The following is a 15,029-nucleotide window of genomic DNA, read 5'->3' as shown; positions in this document are numbered from 1 at the left end:
TCGTCACACCCGTCGTACCGGACTGGACCCGTACGCCCTCTTCCGCAGTTTTTCACGGATCGCCGCTCTGCTTCACGCCCGCTTGCCAGGATCGGTCACCCTCTCGCAGCTATGCATCGCTCGTTGTGATCAACTTGCGGTGGAGCTTGCCCCCACCAGGGTGCGCCATATCGGGGCGCCGCAAACAAAAAAGCCAGGCTCGAATGCCTGGCTTTTTTTCGATGCGAGAAAACTTACTCAGCTTCTTGCACTTCAACTTCTTCAACTTCCGGACGGTCGAGCAATTCGACCAGTGCCATCGGAGCATTGTCGCCGACGCGGAAGCCGAACTTCAGCACGCGCAGGTAGCCGCCCGGACGGGTAGCGTAACGCGGGCCGAGAACTTCGAACAGCTTCGTGACCGAGTCACGATCGCGCAGGCGGTTGAACGCCAGACGACGATTTGCCAGCGACGGCTTCTTGCCGAGCGTGATCAGCGGCTCGACAACTTTACGAAGTTCTTTCGCCTTCGGCAGCGTGGTCTTGATGACTTCGTGCTCGATCAGCGAGTTGGACATATTACGGAGCATTGCCAGACGGTGGCTGCTCGTGCGGTTCAGTTTCCGCAAACCATGACGGTGACGCATGTTAATTCCTTCGATTCAAAGTTTTGGTCCAGCTCTTCTATCGCCTCGAACTACCCACGGTTTCCCAACGGTAGCGAGCGCACGGGCCGGTAGTGAAAAAAGACAAGACGCGGATTTTAAAGGAAAATCCGCGTCTTTGCCAGTGCAGCGGCGGGCTCTGGCCCGGGACTACTTGTCGATTACTTGTCCAGCCCAGCCGGCGGCCAATTCTCGAGTTTCATGCCGAGCGTCAAACCACGCGACGCCAGTACTTCCTTGATTTCGTTCAGCGATTTGCGGCCCAGATTCGGCGTCTTGAGCAGCTCGTTTTCCGTGCGCTGGATCAGGTCGCCGATGTAGTAAATGTTCTCGGCCTTCAGGCAGTTCGCGGAACGAACCGTCAGTTCGAGATCATCCACCGGACGCAGCAGAATCGGATCGATCTGCGGCGCACGCGACGGCGCTTCAGCCGTTGCTTCGGTGCCTTCGAGTGCAGCGAAGACCGACAGTTGATCGACCAGAATGCGCGCCGACTGACGGATCGCTTCTTCCGGCGAAATCACACCGTTGGTTTCGATGTTCATCACGAGCTTGTCGAGGTCGGTACGCTGTTCGACGCGAGCGCTTTCAACGGCGTAGCTCACGCGGCGAACCGGCGAGAACGACGCGTCCAGCACGATACGGCCGATGATCTTGGCCGACTCTTCGCCGTAGCGACGCACATTGCCCGGCACATAGCCGCGGCCCTTCTCAGCCTTGATCTGCACGTCGAGCTTGCCGCCCTTCGACAGATGCGCGATCACGTGATCCGGGTTGATCACTTCGCAATCGTGCGCGAGTTCGATGTCGCCAGCGGTGACAACGCCTTCGCCTTCCTTGCGCAGCGTAACCGTCACTTCATCACGGTTATGCAGCTTGAACACCACGCCCTTCAGGTTCAACAACAGGTTGACCACATCCTCTTGCACACCGTCGAGCGTCGAATACTCATGCACGACGCCTGCGATCGTCACTTCGGTCGGCGCGTAGCCGATCATCGACGACAGCAGCACGCGCCGGAGCGCGTTACCCAAGGTGTGGCCGTAACCGCGTTCAAACGGTTCCATGACCACTTTCGCGTGGCTCTCACCAAGCGATTCAACTGCGATGATCTTGGGCTTCAACAAACTGGTTTGCATAGGTTTTCCTTTTCAATACCCTCGGCTCGTTACACCGATAAGGCTGACCGGTAACAACCTGAAAATAAACAGCCGAGACGCCTCCTTGCTTAGCGCAATCGAGGTGCCCCGGCCGTTAATCCGATTACCGCGAATACAATTCGACGATCAGGCTTTCGTTGATATCGCCAGCGATGTCGCTGCGTTCCGGCTTCTGCTTGAAGGTACCTTCGAACTTCTTCGAATCGACAGCGACCCAACTCGGCAGACCGCCTTGCTCAGCCAGCGATAGCGCTTCGAGGATACGCGCTTGCTTCTTCTTCTGTTCACGGACTGCGACGACGTCGCCTGCCTTCACTTGCATCGACGGAATGTTCGACACGACGCCGTTCACCGTGATCGCCTTGTGGCTCACTAACTGACGCGCTTCAGCGCGCGTCGAGCCGAAGCCCATGCGATACACGACGTTATCCAAACGCGATTCGAGCAATTGCAACAGATTTTCACCCGTATTGCCCTTCAGGCGGTCGGCTTCAGCGAAGTAACGACGGAATTGACGCTCGAGGACACCGTAGATGCGCTTCACTTTTTGCTTTTCGCGCAACTGCGTACCGTAGTCGGACGTACGGGCACCAGACGTGCGGCCGTGCTGGCCAGGCTTGCTGTCAAGCTTACACTTGTCAGCGAGCGAACGACGGGCGCTCTTCAGGAAAAGGTCAGTGCCTTCACGGCGGGACAGCTTGGCCTTAGGGCCGATATAACGTGCCACGTTGATTCCTTCTATGATTGATCACGCGAATGCATGCACCCGCGCTAGTCCGAACCCTATGGGTCGAACGGTGGGCTTAGTCAATTTAATAGCGCAAGCAGCCTGCCGCCGCATAGGGCGGCAACAGGCGCTAGCAAAACAAGCGTCTTAGATACGACGACGCTTCGGCGGACGGCAGCCGTTGTGCGGAACCGGAGTCACGTCGGAGATCGCGGTGATCTTGATGCCAAGACCATGCAACGCGCGCACCGCCGACTCACGGCCAGGACCGGGGCCCTTGATCCGCACTTCGAGGTTCTTCACGCCGTATTCCATCGCCACGCGGCCAGCCGATTCGGCCGCCACCTGAGCTGCAAACGGGGTCGACTTACGCGAACCCTTGAAGCCCTGACCACCCGACGTTGCCCAAGCAAGTGCATTGCCTTGACGATCGGTGATCGTGATGATGGTGTTATTGAACGACGCGTGAACGTGAACCACGCCCTCGGCGACGTTCTTCTTGACCTTCTTGCGAACGCGTTGCGCCGCGGAGTTGTTCGAAGCCTTAGCCATTACGTTTTCCTGTAACTGTCAGTTCCGCTTACTTCTTCAGCGATTGCGCTGCACGACGCGGACCCTTGCGCGTACGGGCATTCGTACGCGTACGTTGGCCGCGCAGGGGCAAGCCCTTACGATGCCGAACGCCACGGTAGCAGCCGAGATCCATCAGGCGCTTGATATTCATCGTCGTTTCACGGCGCAGATCGCCCTCAACGATGAACTTGCCGACTTCTTCACGCAGCTTTTCGAGGTCTGCGTCGTTCAGGTCTTTGACCTTCTTCGAAAATGCCACACCAGCAGCGACGCAAATGTCGCGCGAGCGCGTGCGGCCGATACCATAAATAGCCGTCAGGCCGATTTCGGTATGCTGGTGATTCGGGATGTTAACCCCTGCGATACGAGCCATTGTTTTTCCTCAAACAAAAAGCGCAAGCAAAAGCGCGGCGTTCAGCCTTGACGCTGTTTGTGGCGCGGATCAGAGCTGCAAATCACGCGCACAACGCCTTTGCGCTTGATGATCTTGCAATTGCGGCAAATGCGTTTAACCGATGCCATCACTTTCATGATATTACCCTTTTTTCAAATCACTTCGCCCGGAACACGATCCGCGCACGCGACAGATCGTAAGGCGTCAATTCAACCGTCACCTTGTCGCCCGGCAAGATTCGGATGTAATGCATCCGCATCTTCCCAGATATGTGTCCCAATACGACATGGCCGTTTTCCAGCTTCACCCTGAAGGTAGCATTAGGCAGGTTTTCGATGACTTCACCCTGCATCTGGATAACATCGTCTTTGGCCATAAGTCCTTTCAACGCATCGGGACGCCGCCGCCTTTGAAATTAGCTTTCTTCAGCAGCGATTCATACTGTTGCGACATAACGTACGACTGCACCTGCGCCATGAAATCCATTGTGACGACGACAATGATCAGCAGCGACGTTCCACCAAAATAAAACGGCACGTTCCAGCGCAGTACCAGAAACTCGGGCAGCAGGCAAACAAACACGATGTAGATCGCACCGGCCAGCGTCAGACGTGTCAGGATACGGTCGATGTATCGCGCCGTTTGGTCGCCCGGGCGGATGCCTGGGACGAAAGCGCCACTCTTTTTCAGGTTGTCGGCCGTCTCTCTGCTGTTGAACACCAATGCGGTGTAGAAGAAACAGAAGAAGACGATCGCCAACGCGTACAGCAACACGTACACGGGTTGACCGGGCTTAAGGGCTTCGGCTACGTTGTGCAACGTGTCTGCGAACCAGCTGGTACGCGACCCCGAACTAAACCAGTTCAGGATGGTTGCCGGGAAGAGAATGATCGACGATGCAAAGATCGGCGGAATCACGCCCGACATGTTCAATTTCAGCGGCAAATGCGAAGACTGACCGCCGTAAATCTTGTTACCGACTTGCCGCTTTGCGTAGTTCACAAGAATCTTGCGCTGGCCGCGTTCGATGAACACCACCAGATACGTCACAGCAGCAATCAGCGCGACGACGATAATCGCGGATATCGGACTCATCGAACCGGTTTGCACCAGCGAAACAAGACCACCGATTGCATTCGGGAAGCCCGCTGCAATCCCGCCGAAAATAATGATCGAGATACCGTTGCCAAGCCCGCGCTCCGTGATCTGCTCACCCAGCCACATCAGGAACATCGTGCCGGTCACCAGCGTCACGACCGTCGTCAACCGAAAAACCATTCCCGGATCAATCACCAGGCCAGGCTGATTTTCCAACGCCACGGCAATGCCGAACGCCTGGAACGTCGCCAGCAGGACCGTGAAGATACGCGTGTACTGCGTAATCTTCCGTTGACCCGCTTGCCCTTCCTTTTTCAGCGCTTCGAGCTGCGGCGAGACAATCGCCAGCAACTGCATGATGATCGACGCCGAAATATACGGCATGATCCCCAGCGCAAAAATCGTGAACCGCGAAAGTGCGCCACCCGAAAACATGTTGAACATGCCAAGGATGCCGCCCGACTGGCTTTGGAAAAGCTTTGCCAGCTGGTCCGGGTCAATACCCGGCACCGGAATATGCGCGCCGATACGGTAGACGATCAGCGCCAGCAGCAGGAACACTGCCCGCCGACGCAGATCGCCGAACTTCGCCGCGCCGCGACCGGGTTTTGCGAGACTCGGGCTGTTAGCCAAGTACCTTCTCCGATGCAAATGCTAGTGACGGCAATTAGCTTGCGCGTTACTCGGCAAAAGAGCCGCCGGCTGCTTCGATAGCAGCGCGCGCACCCTTCGTCGCACCCAGACCCTTCACAACGACCTTGCGCTTGAGCTCGCCCGTCGCGATGATCTTGGCGCTCTTGATCAACTCGCCGACCAAGCCGGCTTGCTTCAGAGCCAGCAGATCGATTTCATCGACCGGCAGCTTTTCCAGATCCGAGAGACGCACCTCACCAACGAATTCCTTCGTCAGCGAAGTAAAGCCACGCTTCGGCAGGCGACGTTGCAGCGGCATTTGACCGCCTTCGAAGCCAACCTTGTGAAAGCCGCCTGAGCGCGACTTCTGACCCTTGTGACCGCGGCCAGCCGTCTTGCCCAGACCGGAGCCGATACCACGGCCGACGCGACGCTTAGCGTGCTTCGAGCCTTCAGCCGGCTTCAGGTTATTCAATTCCATTATCAACTCCTTGAGTCCTGGTCAGCCGCTTAGCTGATGACCTTAACGAGGTACGAAACCTTGTTGATCATGCCGCGCACAGCCGGCGTGTCCTGCAACTCGCTAACCGAGTTGAGTCGGCGCAGGCCCAAGCCACGCACCGTTGCACGGTGCGTCTCACGGGTGCCGATCAGGCTCTTGACGAGCTGGACCTTGACAGTTTTATCAGACATGGTGTCCACCTTAGCCCAGAATATCTTCGACGGACTTGCCGCGCTTCGCCGCGATGTCGCCCGGCGTGGACTGCTTGCGCAGACCGTCGAGCGTTGCACGAACGAGGTTGTACGGGTTCGTCGAACCGTGGCTCTTAGCAACCACGTTTTGCACGCCCATTACGTCGAACACTGCGCGCATCGGGCCACCAGCGATCACGCCCGTACCGTCCTTCGCCGGAGCGAGGAGAACTGCGGATGCGCCGTGCTTACCATGCACTTCGTGTTGCAACGTACCGTTCTTCAGCGGCACCTTGAACATGTTACGGCGAGCTTGTTCCATTGCCTTTTGAACAGCAACCGGAACTTCCTTCGCTTTGCCCTTGCCCATGCCGATGCGGCCATCGCCGTCGCCGACCACGGTCAGCGCGGCGAAACCGAGAATCCGGCCGCCCTTCACAACCTTGGTCACGCGGTTGACCGAAATCATCTTTTCGCGCAGGCCGTCGTCGCGTTCGTCAGCCTGAACTTTCGCTTGCATCTTTGCCATGACGAATTCTTCCCTTAGAACTTGAGTCCGGCTTCGCGCGCCGCATCAGCCAGCGCTTTCACGCGGCCGTGGTAACGGAAACCCGAACGGTCGAAGGCGACGGATTCGATGCCGGCAGCCTTAGCCTTTTCTGCGATGCGCTTACCGATCAGCGTGGCAGCAGCGACGTTGCCGCCCTTGCCCGTTTGATCAGCCAATTGCGCACGCACTTCGGCCTCGAGCGTCGACGCGCTGGCGAGCACCTTGGTGCCGCACGGCGAGAACACTTGCGCATAGATGTGCGTGTTCGTGCGATGCACGGCGAGACGCGCGACCTGCAGCTCAGCGATCTTGATACGCGTCTGACGAGCGCGGCGCAGGCGAGATTGAGTCTTATCCATGATTGCGCACCCTTACTTCTTCTTCGTTTCTTTGAGGATCACAACCTCATTGGCGTAACGCACACCCTTGCCCTTATAGGGCTCCGGCGGGCGATAGCCGCGCACTTCTGCAGCGACCTGGCCAACTTGTTGTTTGTTGATCCCCTTGATCACGATTTCGGTTTGCGTCGGGGTCTCAGCCTTGACGCCTTCCGGCATCTGGTGCACCACAGGGTGCGAGAAACCCAGCGACAGGTTCAGCTTGTCGCCTTGCGCCTGTGCGCGGTAGCCAACGCCAACCAGCGTCAGCTTGCGCTCGAAACCCTTCGTCACGCCGTTCACCATGTTCGCAACCAGTGCGCGCATCGTGCCCGACATCGCATTCGCTTCGCGGCTTTCGTCAACCGGCTCGAAATTCAGCGTGCCGTTGTCGTTCACCACTTTCACGAGGCGGTTTGCCGCCTGCGTAATCGTACCCAGCGGGCCCTTGACGGTGATGCGATCGTCGCTCAGGGCCACTTCTGCGCCTTGCAGCGCGACCGGGCTTTTACCTACTCGAGACATGTTTCTCTCCTTTCGGCCTTAAGCGACGTAGCAGATGACTTCGCCGCCAACGCCCGTTGCACGCGCCTTGCGGTCCGTCATCACGCCCTTCGGCGTCGACACAATTGCCACGCCGAGGCCATTCATGACCACGGGGATGTCGTTACGGCCGCGGTACACACGCAGACCAGGCTTCGAAACGCGTTCAATGCGTTCGATGACCGGACGGCCAGCGTAGTACTTCAACACGATGTTCAATTCAGACTTCGCACCTTCGGACTTCACTGCGAAATCATCGATATAGCCTTCGTCCTTCAGGACCTGCGCAATCGCAACCTTGACTTTCGACGAGGGCATAGTCACCGAGACTTTCTCAACCATCTGCGCATTGCGGATGCGAGTCAGCATATCGGCGATAGGATCACTCATGCTCATTTACGTTTCTCCTATTACCAGCTCGCCTTGGTCAGGCCAGGGATCTCGCCGCGGAACGCGATTTCGCGAATCTTGTTACGCGCCAGCCCGAATTTACGGAACGTGCCACGCGGGCGACCGGTAATTGCGCAACGATTACGCTTACGGGTCGGATTAGAGTTGCGCGGCAGTTGTTGCAGTTCCAGACGTGCTGCGTAATGCTCTTCGTCCGACTTGCTCATATCGCCGATGATCGCTTTCAGCTCAGCACGTTTGGGAGCGTACTTAGCGGCAAGGCGAGCACGCTTCTTTTCACGTTCGATCAGTGCCAGTTTAGCCACGGTAACCTCAGTTTCTGAACGGGAACTTGAAGCTGGCGAGCAGGGCCTTTGCTTCGTCGTCGGTCTTCGCAGTCGTCGTGATGCTGATGTTCAGCCCACGCAGCGCGTCGATCTTGTCGTAGTCGATTTCGGGGAAAATGATCTGCTCTTTCACACCGATGTTGTAGTTGCCGCGACCATCGAATGCACGACCCGACACGCCACGGAAGTCACGCACACGAGGGAGCGCAACCGTCACGAAACGGTCCAGAAATTCGTACATTGCCTGACCACGCAACGTGACCATTGCACCGATCGGATAGCCCTGACGGATCTTGAAGCCAGCGATTGCCTTGCGTGCCTTCGTGATCACCGGCTTCTGGCCTGCGATCTTCGTCAGGTCGCCAACGGCGTTTTCGATGATCTTCTTGTCAGCAACCGCTTCGCCAAGGCCCATATTCAGGGTGATCTTGGTGATGCGCGGCACTTCCATCACGGACTTGTAACCGAACTTCTCGATGAGGCCGGGTACAACTTTCTCTTTGTAAAACTCTTGCAAACGAGCCATTTTTTTACTCCGCAGCGTCAGGCGCTCAGCTCGGCACCGGTCGTTTTAAGGAAACGGACTTTCTTGTCTCCCTCGACCTTGATGCCTACACGCGACGCCTTGCCATTCGCGTCGACCAATGCGACGTTCGAAATTTGCAGCGGCATCGTCTTGGCTTCCACACCGCCCGTCGTACCCTTCATCGGGTTCGGCTTGACGTGCTTCTTGACGAGGTTAATACCCTCGACAATCACTTTGCCTTCGCCAACGGACAGCACGACGCCGCGCTTGCCTTTATCTTTGCCGGTGATGACGATAACTTCGTCACCTTTGCGAATCTTGTTCATCGCGACTCCTTACAGCACTTCAGGTGCCAACGAAACGATCTTCATGAATCGTTCGCTGCGCAACTCGCGCGTGACAGGCCCGAAAATACGGGTGCCAATAGGTTCGAGCTTGGCATTCAACAACACAGCGGCGTTGCCATCGAACTTGATCAGCGAGCCGTCCTGACGGCGCACGCCCTTGGCGGTGCGAACCACCACGGCGTTATAAATTTCGCCTTTCTTCACGCGCCCGCGCGGCGTTGCTTCTTTGACGGTCACCTTGATGATGTCGCCAATGCTGGCATAACGACGCTTCGAGCCGCCGAGCACCTTGATGCACATAACTTCACGCGCACCCGTGTTGTCGGCCACTTCAAGCCGAGTTTCGGTCTGGATCATGGTTTATCTTTCCCAACTTAATCCGGTCACACCACCATGGCGTACCCGGTCAGTCTTGGTCCCGTCAGCCAATCGGCTGCTTGGGTTAGAACAGCAGCGACGGCAAACGAAACCCGCCATCGCAATCCGGTGAATCCTTCGGAACAGACTGGCGCCTGAACCGCTCCCCCCACCAACTTCGCCCGCGACGGGGCTCCCATAAAAGAGGGAAGACCGAAATTATAACAAATAATCTCGGTCTTGCAAGCGAAACTTACTGCGATTTCAATTACTTCTACAACACTGCGGCGTCAGATGACGCGAGCAGCCTCGACCAGGCGAGCCACAACCCAAGCTTTCGTCTTCGAAATCGGACGCGTTTCCTGGATTTCAACGAGGTCGCCCTCGTTGTACGTGTTCGCATCGTCGTGCGCGTGGTACTTCTTGGAACGCACAACGTACTTGCCGTAGATCGGGTGCTTCACGCGGTGCTCAACCAGCACGGTGACCGTCTTGTCCATCTTGTTGCTGACGACCTTGCCGACCAGCGTCCGCTTGAGCGAGGTTTTTACGCTATCGTTCATTTCTGGTTCGCCTTCTCAGTCAGGACGGTCCGCACACGTGCGATGTCGCGACGAACCTTCTTCAGCTGGCTCGTGTTCGTGAGCTGCTGGGTCGCGAGTTGCATGCGCAGGCCGAATTGCGCCTTCAACAGGTCCGACAGCTCCTTGTTGAGCGCGGCCTGATCTTTCTGGTGAAGTTCGGAAGCCTTCATCATTTGCTCCTTAGGCGCCGAGCTGACGCACGATAAACGTCGTCTTGAGCGGCAGCTTAGCTGCAGCCAGACGGAACGCTTCGCGTGCCAGCTCTTCGGTTACGCCGTCCATTTCGTACAGCATCTTGCCCGGTTGAATCTCTGCGACGTAATACTCAGGGTTACCTTTACCGTTACCCATCCGTACTTCAGCCGGCTTGTGCGAGATCGGCTTGTCCGGGAAAATGCGGATCCAGATGCGGCCACCACGCTTGATGTGACGCGTCATTGCACGACGTGCCGCTTCAATCTGGCGCGCGGTCAAGCGACCACGACCGATAGCCTTCAGGCCGAACTCACCGAACGAAACCGCGTTGCCGCGGGTAGCGATGCCGGTGTTACGACCCTTCTGCTCTTTGCGATACTTTCTGCGTTTCGGTTGCAGCATCGTTATTCTCCAGTCTTCCCGCCGTCGCCGGCACCGCCAGCACGACGAGGAGCGCCGCGGCGTGCACCTGCCGGGCCACCACCTTCACCATCGCGACGCGGACGGCGATCGCCACCCGGACGTGCGTTGCGGCGCGGACGCTTTTCTTCGGCGACTTCTTCAACCACCGGTGCGTCGTTGCGGCCGAGCGTGTCGCCCTTGTAGACCCACACCTTCACGCCGATGATGCCGTACGTCGTCTTTGCTTCCGACGTCGCGTAGTCGATATCCGCACGCAGCGTATGAAGCGGCACGCGACCTTCGCGATACCATTCCGTACGAGCGATTTCGATACCGTTCAGGCGGCCAGCGCTCATGATCTTGATGCCTTGAGCACCCAGACGCATTGCGTTTTGCATCGCACGCTTCATCGCGCGGCGGAACATAATCCGGCGCTCGAGTTGTTGCGTGATCGAATCCGCGATCAGTTGCGCATCGGTTTCCGGCTTGCGGATTTCTTCGATGTTGACGTGAACCGGAACGCCCATGCGCTTTTGCAGCTCGGACTTCAGCAGTTCAATGTCTTCACCCTTCTTACCGATCACGACACCCGGACGCGAGCTGAAAATAGTGATGCGGGCGTTCTTTGCAGGTCGCTCGATCACAACGCGGCCGACGGACGCGTTCTTCAGCTTCTTCTTCAGGTATTCACGAACACCGATGTCTTCCTGCAACATCGCCGCAAAATTGTTGTTGTTCGCGTACCAACGCGACGCCCAATTGCGGCTGACGGCCAAACGGAAGCCAGTCGGATGAATTTTCTGTCCCATCGTATGACCCCTTAATTCCCGACCGTCACAGTGATGTGACAGGATTGCTTCTCGATGCGGTTACCGCGGCCTTTAGCGCGCGCGGTAAAACGCTTGAGCGACGCAGCCTTGTCGATGTAGATGCTCGTGATCTTGAGCTCATCGATATCGGCGCCTTCGTTATGCTCCGCATTCGCGATCGCCGACAGCACGACCTTTTTCACGATTCCCGCAGCCTTCTTCGGCGAGAACGTCAGAACGTTCAGCGCCTTGTCGACCGGCAAACCGCGGATCTGGTCAGCCACAAGGCGCGTTTTCTGCGCCGAGATGCGGGCACCGCGATGAATTGCTTTCACTTCCATCATGAGCCCCTTATTTCTTAGCCTTCTTGTCGGCTGCGTGACCCTTGAACGTACGGGTCAATGCAAACTCGCCAAGCTTGTGGCCGACCATGTTTTCCGAGATGTACACCGGAACGTGTTGACGGCCGTTGTGAACGGCGATCGTCAGACCGATGAAATCCGGGAGGATCGTCGAACGGCGCGACCAGGTTTTGATCGGCTTCTTATCCCGCGAAGCTGCTGCCGCCTCAACTTTCTTCAGCAAATGGGCGTCGCAGAACGGACCTTTTTTTACAGAACGTGCCATTGCCTACTCCTTAACGCTTGTGACGGCGCTGGACGATCATGCTCGTCGTGCGCTTATTGCTGCGGGTGCGATAACCCTTAGCAGGCGTGCCCCACGGGCTCACCGGATCGCGACCTGCAGCCGTCTTGCCTTCACCACCACCGTGCGGGTGATCGACCGGGTTCATTGCAACGCCACGCACCGTCGGGCGGATACCGCGCCAGCGGTTCGCGCCAGCCTTACCGATTTGACGGAGGCTGTGCTCTTCGTTACCAACTTCACCAATCGTCGCGCGGCATTCAACGTGAACGCGGCGGATTTCACCCGAGCGCAGGCGGACCTGTGCGTAGATGCCTTCACGAGCCAGCAGCATCGCCGACGTACCAGCCGAACGCGCCATTTGCGCGCCCTTGCCCGGCAGCATTTCGATGCAGTGGATCGTCGTACCGACCGGAATGTTGCGGATCGGCAGCGTGTTGCCAGCGCGGATCGGTGCTTCCGAACCCGACATCAATTGCTGACCGACGGTGACACCCTTCGGAGCAATGATGTAGCGGCGTTCGCCGTCTGCGTACAGAACCAGCGCAATGTTCGCGCTACGGTTCGGATCGTACTCAAGACGTTCGACCTTCGCTGCGATACCGTCCTTATTGCGACGGAAATCGACGACGCGATAGTGATGCTTGTGACCACCGCCTTTATGACGGGTGGTGATGTGACCGTTGTTGTTACGGCCGGCGGTTGAGGATTGCGAGTCGAGCAGCGGCGCGTACGGCTTGCCCTTATGCAGATCCTTGTTGACCACCTTGACCATCGCACGACGGCCCGGCGAAGTCGGCTTAACTTTAACGATTGCCATGATTACTTGGCCTCCGCTTCAAAGTTGATTTCCTGGCCGGGCTTCAGGCAGACGTACGCCTTCTTCACGTCCTTGCGCTTGCCCATGAAACGGCCAAAGCGCTTGGCTTTGCCCTTCGAGACCAACACGTTGACGGAATTGACTTCCACCTTGAATAGCAGCTCGACTGCAGCTTTCACTTCCTGCTTCGTGGCATCGGGCGCGACTTCGAACACAACTTGCTCGTTCTTGTCGGCCACCAGCGTCGCCTTTTCGGAGATCACCGGCGCGAGCAGGACCTGCATCAAACGATGATCGTTCTTGCGAATCTCGCTCATGACAGCAACTCCTCGATCTGGGCGACCGCAGCCTTCGTGATCAGGATCTTCTTGAAGTAGATCAGCGACAGCGGGTCGGCGTAACGCGGCTCAACAACTGCCACATGGGCGAGGTTGCGCGACGCGAGGTACAGGTTTTCGTCAACCGTGTCGGTAATCACCAGCACGGAGTCGAGACCCATCGCCTTGAATTTTTCGGCCAGCAGCTTCGTCTTCGGCGCTTCGAGCGTCAGCTCGTCGACCACCGAGATACGGCCTTCGCGGGCCAGCTGCGAGAAGATCGAGCAGAGACCTGCGCGATGCATCTTCTTGTTGACCTTGTGCGAAAAGTTTTCTTCCGGCGAATTCGGGAAGATCCGGCCACCGCCGCGCCACAACGGGCTCGACGACATACCGGCACGGGCGCGGCCCGTACCCTTCTGGCGCCACGGCTTCTTGGTCGTGTGCTTGACTTGCTCACGGTCCTTCTGCGCGCGGTTGCCGCTACGGGCATTCGCTTGATACGCCACCACAACCTGGTGAATCAGGGCTTCGTTGTAATCGCGGCCAAACACGACGTCCGACGCGCTAACGCCTGCACCTTCCTGACCGTTGGCATTCAGGAGCTTAAGTTCCATTATTTCGCTCCTTTCACGGCACGCGTCTTCACGGCCGGCGTAACGAATACCTTGCCACCCTTCGCACCCGGAACGGCGCCCTTGACCAGCAACAGCTTGCGGTCAGCGTCGATACGAGCGATTTCGAGGTTTTGCACGGTTACCGTATCGTCACCCATGTGACCGGTCATGCGCTTACCCGGGAAAACACGACCCGGATCCTGCGCCATACCGATCGAGCCCGGCACGTTGTGCGAGCGCGAATTGCCGTGCGATGCACGGCCGGATGCGAAGTTGTAACGCTTGATGGTACCGGCGTAGCCCTTACCGATCGACACGCCTTGCACGTCGACCTTCTGGCCTACTTCGAACAGGTCGGGACCAACCACGGTGCCGTTCGACAACTCGGCAGCCTTGGCAGCATCGATCTGGAATTCTTTGAGGATTTCACCGGCTTGAACACCGGCTTTGGCAAGATGACCGGCCAACGGCTTCGTCACGCGCGATGCACGGCGCGTACCGAATGCAACCTGCACGGCTGTGTAGCCGTCGGTTTCAACAGTCTTGATCTGCGTCACGCGGTTGTCGGACACGTCCAGCACGGTAACGGGAATCGAATCCCCTTCTGCCGTGAAGATACGGGTCATGCCAACCTTGCGACCTACGAGTCCAAGGCTCATCGTTTTCTCCATTCCCGACTGCGATTGGTCGGGGCTAATTTACAAAATGCCGGCGCCGTTTCGGGCATGAATACATGCTGCAACACGCCGACTTTTTTGCGCAAATGCGCGAAAAGCCTTGCATTATAGCGAGGCTTTTCGTTTTCCGCAAGCAATCAATGACTTAGCGTTGCCCGACAGACCGGACAACCGCTGGCAGCCTTATTGCAGCTTGATTTCCACATCCACGCCAGCCGGCAGATCCAGCTTCATCAGTGCGTCAACGGTCTTGTCCGTCGGATCGACGATGTCCATCAGGCGTTGGTGCGTACGGATTTCGAGCTGATCGCGCGACGTCTTGTTGACGTGCGGCGAACGCAGGATGTCGAAACGTTGAATGCGGGTCGGCAGGGGCACCGGACCACGGACGATTGCGCCAGTCCGCTTTGCCGTGTCGACGATTTCAGCTGCCGATTGATCGATAAGGCGATAGTCGAAAGCCTTCAGGCGAATGCGGATTTTCTGGTTCTGCATGACAATTCCTTGGAAAAGAGCGAGGCGGTATTGCACCGCCAGACAATAAAAGAACGTAGAGCCGGGAGCCCGCTGAGGGCCGGCGCCCGGCTCCGGGGCACCACTTACA

At 57.6% G+C, this 15,029-nt stretch carries 29 protein-coding genes; all 29 read right to left on the bottom strand.

Features of this window, described 5'->3' with window-relative positions; genetic code table 11:
* Nucleotides 1–233: 233 nt before the first annotated feature.
* The 29 genes from rplQ to rpsJ all read right to left on the bottom strand — a co-directional run bounded on the left by rplQ (nt 234) and on the right by rpsJ (nt 14,920).
* The gene (gene rplQ / locus NE850_RS32170; RefSeq protein WP_006052227.1) at nt 234–626 is read right to left on the bottom strand and encodes a 50S ribosomal protein L17; all 393 of its coding nucleotides are present in this window, start codon (nt 624–626) and stop codon (nt 234–236) included.
* Nucleotides 627–805: 179 nt separating this feature from the next.
* Entirely contained in the window at nt 806–1,783 is a 978-nt protein-coding gene (locus NE850_RS32165; RefSeq protein ID WP_310699859.1) for a DNA-directed RNA polymerase subunit alpha, read from the bottom strand.
* 124 nt (nt 1,784–1,907) lie between these two features.
* Complete coding sequence (gene rpsD / locus NE850_RS32160; RefSeq protein WP_007180123.1) at nt 1,908–2,531, bottom strand: 30S ribosomal protein S4; 624 nt, start codon at nt 2,529–2,531, stop codon at nt 1,908–1,910.
* A 147-nt stretch (nt 2,532–2,678) separates the two neighbouring features.
* Nucleotides 2,679–3,083, bottom strand: a complete 405-nt coding sequence (rpsK, locus tag NE850_RS32155) for a 30S ribosomal protein S11 (RefSeq protein ID WP_006052224.1) — start codon at nt 3,081–3,083, stop codon at nt 2,679–2,681.
* Between the two features lie 28 nt (nt 3,084–3,111).
* Nucleotides 3,112–3,477 (bottom strand): 30S ribosomal protein S13, encoded by a 366-nt coding sequence (gene rpsM, locus NE850_RS32150; RefSeq protein WP_006052223.1) that lies wholly within the window; start codon nt 3,475–3,477, stop codon nt 3,112–3,114.
* Between the two features lie 41 nt (nt 3,478–3,518).
* Nucleotides 3,519–3,635, bottom strand: coding sequence for a 50S ribosomal protein L36 (gene rpmJ / locus NE850_RS32145; RefSeq protein WP_004199844.1), 117 nt, complete (start codon nt 3,633–3,635; stop codon nt 3,519–3,521).
* 20 nt (nt 3,636–3,655) lie between these two features.
* The gene (infA, locus tag NE850_RS32140; protein ID WP_004521905.1) at nt 3,656–3,874 is read right to left on the bottom strand and encodes a translation initiation factor IF-1; all 219 of its coding nucleotides are present in this window, start codon (nt 3,872–3,874) and stop codon (nt 3,656–3,658) included.
* Between the two features lie 8 nt (nt 3,875–3,882).
* A complete protein-coding gene (secY, locus tag NE850_RS32135) occupies nt 3,883–5,229 on the bottom strand; it encodes a preprotein translocase subunit SecY (protein WP_091798353.1) in 1,347 nt (448 codons plus the stop codon).
* 46 nt (nt 5,230–5,275) lie between these two features.
* A complete protein-coding gene (rplO, locus tag NE850_RS32130) occupies nt 5,276–5,710 on the bottom strand; it encodes a 50S ribosomal protein L15 (RefSeq protein ID WP_007180125.1) in 435 nt (144 codons plus the stop codon).
* Nucleotides 5,711–5,739: 29 nt separating this feature from the next.
* Nucleotides 5,740–5,922 (bottom strand): 50S ribosomal protein L30, encoded by a 183-nt coding sequence (gene rpmD, locus NE850_RS32125; RefSeq protein WP_007180126.1) that lies wholly within the window; start codon nt 5,920–5,922, stop codon nt 5,740–5,742.
* Nucleotides 5,923–5,932: 10 nt separating this feature from the next.
* Complete coding sequence (gene rpsE / locus NE850_RS32120) at nt 5,933–6,451, bottom strand: 30S ribosomal protein S5 (RefSeq protein WP_007180127.1); 519 nt, start codon at nt 6,449–6,451, stop codon at nt 5,933–5,935.
* Nucleotides 6,452–6,465: 14 nt separating this feature from the next.
* Nucleotides 6,466–6,831 (bottom strand): 50S ribosomal protein L18, encoded by a 366-nt coding sequence (rplR, locus tag NE850_RS32115; protein ID WP_006052218.1) that lies wholly within the window; start codon nt 6,829–6,831, stop codon nt 6,466–6,468.
* A gap of 12 nt (nt 6,832–6,843) precedes the next feature.
* A complete protein-coding gene (gene rplF / locus NE850_RS32110; RefSeq protein WP_012434569.1) occupies nt 6,844–7,374 on the bottom strand; it encodes a 50S ribosomal protein L6 in 531 nt (176 codons plus the stop codon).
* Nucleotides 7,375–7,392: 18 nt separating this feature from the next.
* Nucleotides 7,393–7,788: a 30S ribosomal protein S8 gene (gene rpsH / locus NE850_RS32105; RefSeq protein WP_006052216.1), complete on the bottom strand. Its 396-nt coding sequence runs from the start codon at nt 7,786–7,788 to the stop codon at nt 7,393–7,395.
* A 14-nt stretch (nt 7,789–7,802) separates the two neighbouring features.
* Entirely contained in the window at nt 7,803–8,108 is a 306-nt protein-coding gene (gene rpsN, locus NE850_RS32100) for a 30S ribosomal protein S14 (RefSeq protein WP_006052215.1), read from the bottom strand.
* Between the two features lie 7 nt (nt 8,109–8,115).
* The gene (gene rplE, locus NE850_RS32095; RefSeq protein ID WP_006052214.1) at nt 8,116–8,655 is read right to left on the bottom strand and encodes a 50S ribosomal protein L5; all 540 of its coding nucleotides are present in this window, start codon (nt 8,653–8,655) and stop codon (nt 8,116–8,118) included.
* A 17-nt stretch (nt 8,656–8,672) separates the two neighbouring features.
* Entirely contained in the window at nt 8,673–8,981 is a 309-nt protein-coding gene (gene rplX / locus NE850_RS32090) for a 50S ribosomal protein L24 (RefSeq protein ID WP_006052213.1), read from the bottom strand.
* A gap of 9 nt (nt 8,982–8,990) precedes the next feature.
* Nucleotides 8,991–9,359 (bottom strand): 50S ribosomal protein L14, encoded by a 369-nt coding sequence (gene rplN, locus NE850_RS32085; RefSeq protein WP_006052212.1) that lies wholly within the window; start codon nt 9,357–9,359, stop codon nt 8,991–8,993.
* A 290-nt stretch (nt 9,360–9,649) separates the two neighbouring features.
* Nucleotides 9,650–9,922: a 30S ribosomal protein S17 gene (gene rpsQ, locus NE850_RS32080; RefSeq protein ID WP_007180129.1), complete on the bottom strand. Its 273-nt coding sequence runs from the start codon at nt 9,920–9,922 to the stop codon at nt 9,650–9,652.
* Nucleotides 9,919–10,113 (bottom strand): 50S ribosomal protein L29, encoded by a 195-nt coding sequence (gene rpmC, locus NE850_RS32075; protein ID WP_007180130.1) that lies wholly within the window; start codon nt 10,111–10,113, stop codon nt 9,919–9,921. Before rpmC ends, rpsQ begins: the two co-directional genes overlap by 4 nt.
* Nucleotides 10,114–10,123: 10 nt before the next feature.
* Nucleotides 10,124–10,540, bottom strand: coding sequence for a 50S ribosomal protein L16 (gene rplP / locus NE850_RS32070; RefSeq protein WP_007180131.1), 417 nt, complete (start codon nt 10,538–10,540; stop codon nt 10,124–10,126).
* A gap of 2 nt (nt 10,541–10,542) precedes the next feature.
* Nucleotides 10,543–11,349 carry a 30S ribosomal protein S3 gene (gene rpsC, locus NE850_RS32065; protein ID WP_007180132.1) on the bottom strand — a complete coding sequence of 269 codons (807 nt, stop codon included), beginning with the start codon at nt 11,347–11,349 and terminating at the stop codon, nt 10,543–10,545.
* An 11-nt stretch (nt 11,350–11,360) separates the two neighbouring features.
* Nucleotides 11,361–11,693, bottom strand: a complete 333-nt coding sequence (gene rplV / locus NE850_RS32060) for a 50S ribosomal protein L22 (RefSeq protein WP_007180133.1) — start codon at nt 11,691–11,693, stop codon at nt 11,361–11,363.
* A gap of 7 nt (nt 11,694–11,700) precedes the next feature.
* Complete coding sequence (gene rpsS, locus NE850_RS32055; RefSeq protein ID WP_004199273.1) at nt 11,701–11,976, bottom strand: 30S ribosomal protein S19; 276 nt, start codon at nt 11,974–11,976, stop codon at nt 11,701–11,703.
* Between the two features lie 10 nt (nt 11,977–11,986).
* Nucleotides 11,987–12,814: a 50S ribosomal protein L2 gene (rplB, locus tag NE850_RS32050; RefSeq protein WP_121315897.1), complete on the bottom strand. Its 828-nt coding sequence runs from the start codon at nt 12,812–12,814 to the stop codon at nt 11,987–11,989.
* A gap of 2 nt (nt 12,815–12,816) precedes the next feature.
* Nucleotides 12,817–13,131 carry a 50S ribosomal protein L23 gene (rplW, locus tag NE850_RS32045; RefSeq protein ID WP_007180135.1) on the bottom strand — a complete coding sequence of 105 codons (315 nt, stop codon included), beginning with the start codon at nt 13,129–13,131 and terminating at the stop codon, nt 12,817–12,819.
* Entirely contained in the window at nt 13,128–13,748 is a 621-nt protein-coding gene (rplD, locus tag NE850_RS32040) for a 50S ribosomal protein L4 (RefSeq protein WP_007180136.1), read from the bottom strand. Before rplD ends, rplW begins: the two co-directional genes overlap by 4 nt.
* A complete protein-coding gene (gene rplC, locus NE850_RS32035; RefSeq protein ID WP_007180137.1) occupies nt 13,748–14,407 on the bottom strand; it encodes a 50S ribosomal protein L3 in 660 nt (219 codons plus the stop codon). The genes rplD and rplC overlap by 1 nt, the downstream gene beginning before the upstream one ends.
* Nucleotides 14,408–14,608: 201 nt before the next feature.
* On the bottom strand, nt 14,609–14,920 hold the full coding sequence (gene rpsJ, locus NE850_RS32030) for a 30S ribosomal protein S10 (RefSeq protein ID WP_006998489.1): 312 nt from the start codon (nt 14,918–14,920) through the stop codon (nt 14,609–14,611).
* Nucleotides 14,921–15,029: the final 109 nt, after the last annotated feature.

This window comes from Paraburkholderia sp. USG1, from assembly GCF_031570135.1.
GTDB classification, from domain to species: Bacteria; Pseudomonadota; Gammaproteobacteria; order Burkholderiales; family Burkholderiaceae; genus Paraburkholderia; species Paraburkholderia dioscoreae.
The sequence above is the reverse complement of the archived record's forward strand: the minus strand, read 5'-3'. Positions and strand labels throughout refer to the sequence as shown.

Excerpts from the sequence above, each read along its gene's own strand:
- rplQ (WP_006052227.1), bottom strand. The coding sequence starts at position 626 with ATGCGTCACCGTCATGGTTTGCGGAAACTGAACCGCACGAGCAGCCAC.
- rpsC (WP_007180132.1), bottom strand. The coding sequence starts at position 11,349 with ATGGGACAGAAAATTCATCCGACTGGCTTCCGTTTGGCCGTCAGCCGC.
- rpsM (WP_006052223.1), bottom strand. The coding sequence starts at position 3,477 with ATGGCTCGTATCGCAGGGGTTAACATCCCGAATCACCAGCATACCGAA.
- rplO (WP_007180125.1), bottom strand. The coding sequence starts at position 5,710 with ATGGAATTGAATAACCTGAAGCCGGCTGAAGGCTCGAAGCACGCTAAG.
- rpsQ (WP_007180129.1), bottom strand. The coding sequence starts at position 9,922 with ATGAACGATAGCGTAAAAACCTCGCTCAAGCGGACGCTGGTCGGCAAG.
- rplF (WP_012434569.1), bottom strand. The coding sequence starts at position 7,374 with ATGTCTCGAGTAGGTAAAAGCCCGGTCGCGCTGCAAGGCGCAGAAGTG.
- rplP (WP_007180131.1), bottom strand. The coding sequence starts at position 10,540 with ATGCTGCAACCGAAACGCAGAAAGTATCGCAAAGAGCAGAAGGGTCGT.
- rpsJ (WP_006998489.1), bottom strand. The coding sequence starts at position 14,920 with ATGCAGAACCAGAAAATCCGCATTCGCCTGAAGGCTTTCGACTATCGC.
- rpmC (WP_007180130.1), bottom strand. The coding sequence starts at position 10,113 with ATGAAGGCTTCCGAACTTCACCAGAAAGATCAGGCCGCGCTCAACAAG.
- rpmD (WP_007180126.1), bottom strand. The coding sequence starts at position 5,922 with ATGTCTGATAAAACTGTCAAGGTCCAGCTCGTCAAGAGCCTGATCGGC.
- rplN (WP_006052212.1), bottom strand. The coding sequence starts at position 9,359 with ATGATCCAGACCGAAACTCGGCTTGAAGTGGCCGACAACACGGGTGCG.
- rpsE (WP_007180127.1), bottom strand. The coding sequence starts at position 6,451 with ATGGCAAAGATGCAAGCGAAAGTTCAGGCTGACGAACGCGACGACGGC.
- rplC (WP_007180137.1), bottom strand. The coding sequence starts at position 14,407 with ATGAGCCTTGGACTCGTAGGTCGCAAGGTTGGCATGACCCGTATCTTC.
- rplW (WP_007180135.1), bottom strand. The coding sequence starts at position 13,131 with ATGAGCGAGATTCGCAAGAACGATCATCGTTTGATGCAGGTCCTGCTC.
- rplR (WP_006052218.1), bottom strand. The coding sequence starts at position 6,831 with ATGGATAAGACTCAATCTCGCCTGCGCCGCGCTCGTCAGACGCGTATC.
- rplD (WP_007180136.1), bottom strand. The coding sequence starts at position 13,748 with ATGGAACTTAAGCTCCTGAATGCCAACGGTCAGGAAGGTGCAGGCGTT.
- rplB (WP_121315897.1), bottom strand. The coding sequence starts at position 12,814 with ATGGCAATCGTTAAAGTTAAGCCGACTTCGCCGGGCCGTCGTGCGATG.
- rplE (WP_006052214.1), bottom strand. The coding sequence starts at position 8,655 with ATGGCTCGTTTGCAAGAGTTTTACAAAGAGAAAGTTGTACCCGGCCTC.
- infA (WP_004521905.1), bottom strand. The coding sequence starts at position 3,874 with ATGGCCAAAGACGATGTTATCCAGATGCAGGGTGAAGTCATCGAAAAC.
- rpsS (WP_004199273.1), bottom strand. The coding sequence starts at position 11,976 with ATGGCACGTTCTGTAAAAAAAGGTCCGTTCTGCGACGCCCATTTGCTG.
- rpsK (WP_006052224.1), bottom strand. The coding sequence starts at position 3,083 with ATGGCTAAGGCTTCGAACAACTCCGCGGCGCAACGCGTTCGCAAGAAG.
- rplX (WP_006052213.1), bottom strand. The coding sequence starts at position 8,981 with ATGAACAAGATTCGCAAAGGTGACGAAGTTATCGTCATCACCGGCAAA.
- rpmJ (WP_004199844.1), bottom strand. The coding sequence starts at position 3,635 with ATGAAAGTGATGGCATCGGTTAAACGCATTTGCCGCAATTGCAAGATC.
- rpsH (WP_006052216.1), bottom strand. The coding sequence starts at position 7,788 with ATGAGCATGAGTGATCCTATCGCCGATATGCTGACTCGCATCCGCAAT.
- rplV (WP_007180133.1), bottom strand. The coding sequence starts at position 11,693 with ATGATGGAAGTGAAAGCAATTCATCGCGGTGCCCGCATCTCGGCGCAG.
- NE850_RS32165 (WP_310699859.1), bottom strand. The coding sequence starts at position 1,783 with ATGCAAACCAGTTTGTTGAAGCCCAAGATCATCGCAGTTGAATCGCTT.